Annotated in this window: 6 protein-coding genes; all 6 read left to right on the top strand. The window is 67.1% G+C overall.

What is annotated here, in order from left to right; all coding sequences use genetic code 11:
* Positions 1-193: 193 nt before the first annotated feature.
* Positions 194-1,021, top strand: a complete 828-nt coding sequence (locus Q8O26_RS00945; protein WP_305572576.1) for a ScpA family protein — start codon at positions 194-196, stop codon at positions 1,019-1,021.
* A gap of 30 nt (positions 1,022-1,051) precedes the next feature.
* A complete protein-coding gene (gene scpB, locus Q8O26_RS00950; RefSeq protein ID WP_305572586.1) occupies positions 1,052-1,750 on the top strand; it encodes an SMC-Scp complex subunit ScpB in 699 nt (232 codons plus the stop codon).
* On the top strand, positions 1,747-2,856 hold the full coding sequence (locus Q8O26_RS00955; protein WP_305572578.1) for an ABC transporter ATP-binding protein: 1,110 nt from the start codon (positions 1,747-1,749) through the stop codon (positions 2,854-2,856). The genes scpB and Q8O26_RS00955 overlap by 4 nt, the downstream gene beginning before the upstream one ends.
* Positions 2,857-2,951: 95 nt before the next feature.
* Entirely contained in the window at positions 2,952-3,236 is a 285-nt protein-coding gene (locus Q8O26_RS00960; RefSeq protein ID WP_305572580.1) for a twin-arginine translocase TatA/TatE family subunit, read from the top strand.
* Between the two features lie 73 nt (positions 3,237-3,309).
* Positions 3,310-3,936, top strand: coding sequence for a Sec-independent protein translocase protein TatB (gene tatB, locus Q8O26_RS00965; RefSeq protein ID WP_305572582.1), 627 nt, complete (start codon positions 3,310-3,312; stop codon positions 3,934-3,936).
* The coding region (gene tatC / locus Q8O26_RS00970; RefSeq protein ID WP_305572584.1) for a twin-arginine translocase subunit TatC at positions 3,933-4,636 on the top strand (704 nt) is incomplete at its 3' end. The genes tatB and tatC, both read left to right, overlap by 4 nt.

The raw sequence follows: 4,636 nt of genomic DNA on the forward strand, positions 1-4,636 counted from the left end.
AGCGCGCCCATGCCGCCCTCGGCCGCATCCGGCACCTGCCGGAGCCGTTCGACCCGCGCGCGGCCCTGGCCCACTTCCAGGAAGAGCTGGAGCGGCATGAGACGGCGCCGTCCACCGGCTTTGCCGCGGGCCATGCGCTGAGCGTATGATGACGCCATGAGGGCCGTCCTGGTACCTCCGCTCCGGGACCCTCATGGCGCGCGCATCCATCCCCATCGGCGGCAATGTGCTGCCCTTCGAGGCGCTGGCCGAACGCGGCACGGCCGAGCCGGCCTTCGTCGTCGATCTCGACGGTTTCGAGGGGCCGCTGGACATGCTGCTTGCGCTCGCCCGCACGCAGAAGGTCGATCTGGCGAAAATCTCGATCCTTGCGCTCGCCGACCAGTATCTCGGCTTCATCGAGGAGGCGAGGAAGCTGCGTCTCGAGCTGGCCGCCGACTATCTCGTCATGGCCGCCTGGCTGGCCTATCTGAAGTCGCGGCTTCTCATCCCCGAGCCCGCCAAGGGCGACGAGCCCTCGGGGCCGGAACTGGCGGAGGTGCTGGCCTTCCGCCTGCAGCGCCTGCAGGCCATGCGCGATGCCGCGGCACGGCTGATGACACGCCACCGGCTGGGACGCGATGTCTTCGGGCGAGGAGATCCTGAACCGATCGTCGCCCTGGCCGAACGCCGCTTTGAGGCCAGCCTCTATGATCTCCTGACCGCCTATGCCCAGCAGCGCGAGAAATCGGCGCTCTCCCATGTGACCATGGAACATCGCACGGTCTGGTCGCTGGCTGAGGCGCGCGAGATTCTCCAGCGGCTGGTGGGCGCCGCGACCGACTGGACGCCGCTTGACACGTTCCTCCTCGACTACCTCGTCAGCGACGACAAGCGGGCGACCGTTCTGGCATCGAGCTTCGCATCGAGCCTCGAACTGGTCCGCGAAGGCGTGCTCGAACTGCATCAGGATCGTCCCCTCGGCCCGCTCTTCATGCGAAAGCGCAGGGGGGAGCCCGCTTCCAACCCGCCGGAGTCATGATAGAAGCCGCGAATGGTCGATGAGCGAGACATGGACGATCCGGCACAGCTGCGGCTCGGCGCGCCCGTCGGCATGGCCGACGGTCCCGTGGAACAGTTGCGCATCGTCGAGGCACTGCTCTTCGCCGCTGCCCAACCGCTCGACGACTCGGCCCTGGCCGAGCGCCTGCCGCGCGGCGCCGATCTGCGATCCCTCCTGATGACCTTGCAGGCCTTCTACGCCCCGAGGGGCGTCAACCTCGTGAGGGTCGCCGGAAAGTGGGCCTTCCGCACGGCGGACGACCTCAGCTTCCTGCTGCACCGCGAGACGACGGACGAGCGCAAGCTGTCGCGCGCGGCGCTGGAGACGCTGGCGATTGTCGCCTACCACCAGCCGGTGACGCGGGCGGAGATCGAGGAGATCCGCGGCGTGACCGTGGCCAAGGGCACGATCGACCTGCTGATGGAGACCGGCTGGCTGCGCATCCGCGGCCGCCGCAAGGTGCCCGGCCGCCCGGTGACCTTCGGGACGACGCCGGCCTTTCTGGACCATTTCGGCCTTGAGGCCATCGGCGATCTCCCCGGCCTCGATGACCTGAAGGCGGCCGGCATGCTGGACGGGCGCCTGCCGCCGGGCTTCCGCATCCCCATCCCCAACGATGATCTCGCGCTCCGCGAAGACGAGGAGCCGGACGAGGGCGGTGAACTCGATCTCTCGCTGACGCCGCTTCCCGACAGGGATTCCCCATGAACCGGACGCTGATGGACACGGTGTCGGGTTGGGGCCGGCGCGGCACCGCGGGCACGTCGATCGCCTCGGCGCTGGCCTTCGAGGACATCGTTCACGGTTACGGGTCGGTGCAGGCGCTCGCCGGCATATCGCTCGTCGTCGCGCCCGGCGAGGTACTCTGCCTGCTCGGTCCCTCCGGGTGCGGCAAGACGACACTGCTCCGGATCGCATCCGGGATCGAGCGGCCGCTCTCGGGCCGCGTGCTGATCGACCGACGGGAGGTCGTGAGCCCTTCGACTTTCGTGCCGCCGGAACGGCGTGGCATCGGCCTGGTCTTCCAGGATTTCGCGCTGTTCCCGCACCTCAGCAACCTCGCCAACGTGATGTTCGGCCTGAAGGCGCTGCCGAAGGCCGATGCCGAGCGCGCGGCCCGGCTGGCGCTCAGCCGCGTCGGGCTCGCCGATCACGCACTAGACTATCCCCATACGCTTTCGGGCGGCGAACAGCAGCGCGTGGCCCTGGCGCGCGCGATCGCGCCGCGGCCGAGCATCCTGTTGATGGACGAGCCCTTCTCCGGGCTCGATAGCCGCCTGCGCGATGCGATCCGCGACGAGACCCTGGCGGTGATGCGGGAAACCCGCGCAACCTGCATCGTCGTCACCCACGATCCCGAGGAGGCCATGCGGATGGCGGACAGGATCGTTCTCATGCGCGAGGGGCGGATCGCGCAGATCGGTGCCCCCCGCGATCTCTACCAGGCGCCGGCCGATCTCGACACGGCGCGCTTCTTCTCGGACGTCAACGAAGTGCCCGGCATCGTGCAGGGCGGACGGCTGATCACGCCGGTGGGATATTTTGCCGCGCCCGGTTTCGCCGACGGGGCGCAGGCGGTGGCCGCCATTCGCCCGCAGTCGATTTTGCCGAAACCGGCCGGCATGTGCGTGCCCGGTAGGCTTGTTTCGCGGCGATTCCTCGGAGAAGTCGAGCTTTTGGAGATTGTCGTGCAGGGAATGGAGGCTCCGCTCAAGGCCCGGGTGCGCTCCGCTGAGGGTCTGATTCCGGGCCGCGATGTCGGTGTTGACGTTACCGCCTCCGAGGTTCTTGTTTTTGCCGCACCCGCCGCATAGTTTCCCAGACGAACGGTCGCTCCAGGGCCGCACGAAACAATCGCGCCGCCATGCCCGCCAAGGGACGCCGGTGCAAAACGTTCAAGGAGTTGGTTATGGGTACGTTTAGCGCCTGGCACTGGATTCTGGTCGCCATCGTGGTGTTGCTGCTGTTCGGTCGCGGCAAGATTTCCGAGTTCATGGGCGATGCCGCCAAGGGCATCAAGGCCTTCAAGAAGGGCCTCGCCGAGGAGGACAAGCCGGAGACGCCGCCGGTCGCGCCCGCCTCGACGATCGACCATCACCCGGCTCCGGCTCCCGCCGCCGCTCCGCAGGTCACGCCTGCGCCGGCAACCACCACGTCTGAGCAGGCACCCGCCACCGCTCCGAAGGTCGGCTGAGGCGCCAGGTCTTTCGCGGCGCCGGGCCCGTTTTTCTCCTTGGCCCGCGCATGCGTATGGACGGTGAATTGCCATGTTCGATCTGAGCTGGGGCGAAATCGCACTGATCGGCATTGTCGCGCTGATCGTCATCGGCCCGAAGGAGCTGCCGGGTGTCCTCAGGGGCATGGGGCAGGGCCTCGCGAAGCTGCGCCGTATGGCTTCGGACTTCCAGTACCAGTTCAACCAGGCTCTTCAGGAGGCCGAGGTCGACAAGGTCAAGTCCTCGATCAACAGCGTGACGGACGCGGTGAACGCCACGCCCGCGGCGACCTTCAACCCGATCGACTACGCCCGCGACCAGATCAAGTCCGCGGTCGACGACATCAAGGGTCAGCCTGCCGCCGGCACGGTCGGCCCGCCGGCGCCTGATCCGCTGGCGCAGGCGGTTCCCGCGCCGCCTTCCTACACTGCCGATCCCGTCGCCATCCAGAACGCCTTCAAGCCGGCGCCCATCGAGACCCCCTCGGCCTTTGCATCGACCGCGCCGGTTCCGGGTTTCGGTGCCGCTCCGGTCGATCCGCCGCAGGGCTTCATGGCCGCACCGCCGTCTCCCGTTGCCGAGCCGGTCGCGCTGCCGCCGGTCGCAGCCGCGGTCGCCGCGGATCCTGCCGAGGACGTCGCCGAGACGCCGAAGCGCCCGAGAAAGACCAAGGCATGACGTCCGTTCCCGCTCCCGAGGACAAGCTGAAAGCGGACGAGGATGCCATCGAGGCGTCTAAGGCGCCGCTGATGGAGCATCTGATCGAGCTGCGGTCGCGGCTGATCAAGGCGATGGCCGGGTTTCTTGTCTGCTTTATCTTCTCCTTCGCCTTCTCCAAGCAGATCTTCCAGATCCTCGTGCTGCCCTATGAATGGGCCGCCGATTATCTGACCATCCCGCGCGCGGAAGTGCGCCTGATCTACACGGCGCCGCTCGAGTATTTCTTCACGCAGTTGAAGATCGGCATGTTCGGCGGTGCCTTCCTGGCGTTTCCGATCATCGCCATCCAGCTCTACAAGTTCGTCGCGCCCGGTCTCTACACACATGAGAAGAACGCATTCCGGCCCTATCTGATCTGGACGCCCGTCTGTTTCTTCACCGGCGGCATCTTCGTCCTCGTCTTCGTCATGCGCGCGCTGATGCTGTTCTCGCTCGGCATGCAGCAGGCACCGAGCGACACGGCGACGGCGATCCAGTATCTCGGTCGGGTCGAGGATTATCTCAGTCTCATCATGACGCTGATCTTTGCCTTCGGCATTTCGTTCCAGTTGCCGGTCATCATCGCGCTGCTCGGCCAGATCGGCGTTGTCGACAGCGCGTTCCTGCGCGGCAAGCGGCGCTATTTCATCGTCATCGCCTTCGTCGTCGCGGCCGTCCT

The sequence above is a fragment of the Phreatobacter sp. genome, assembly GCF_030691135.1.
Lineage (GTDB): Bacteria > Pseudomonadota > Alphaproteobacteria > Rhizobiales > Phreatobacteraceae > Phreatobacter.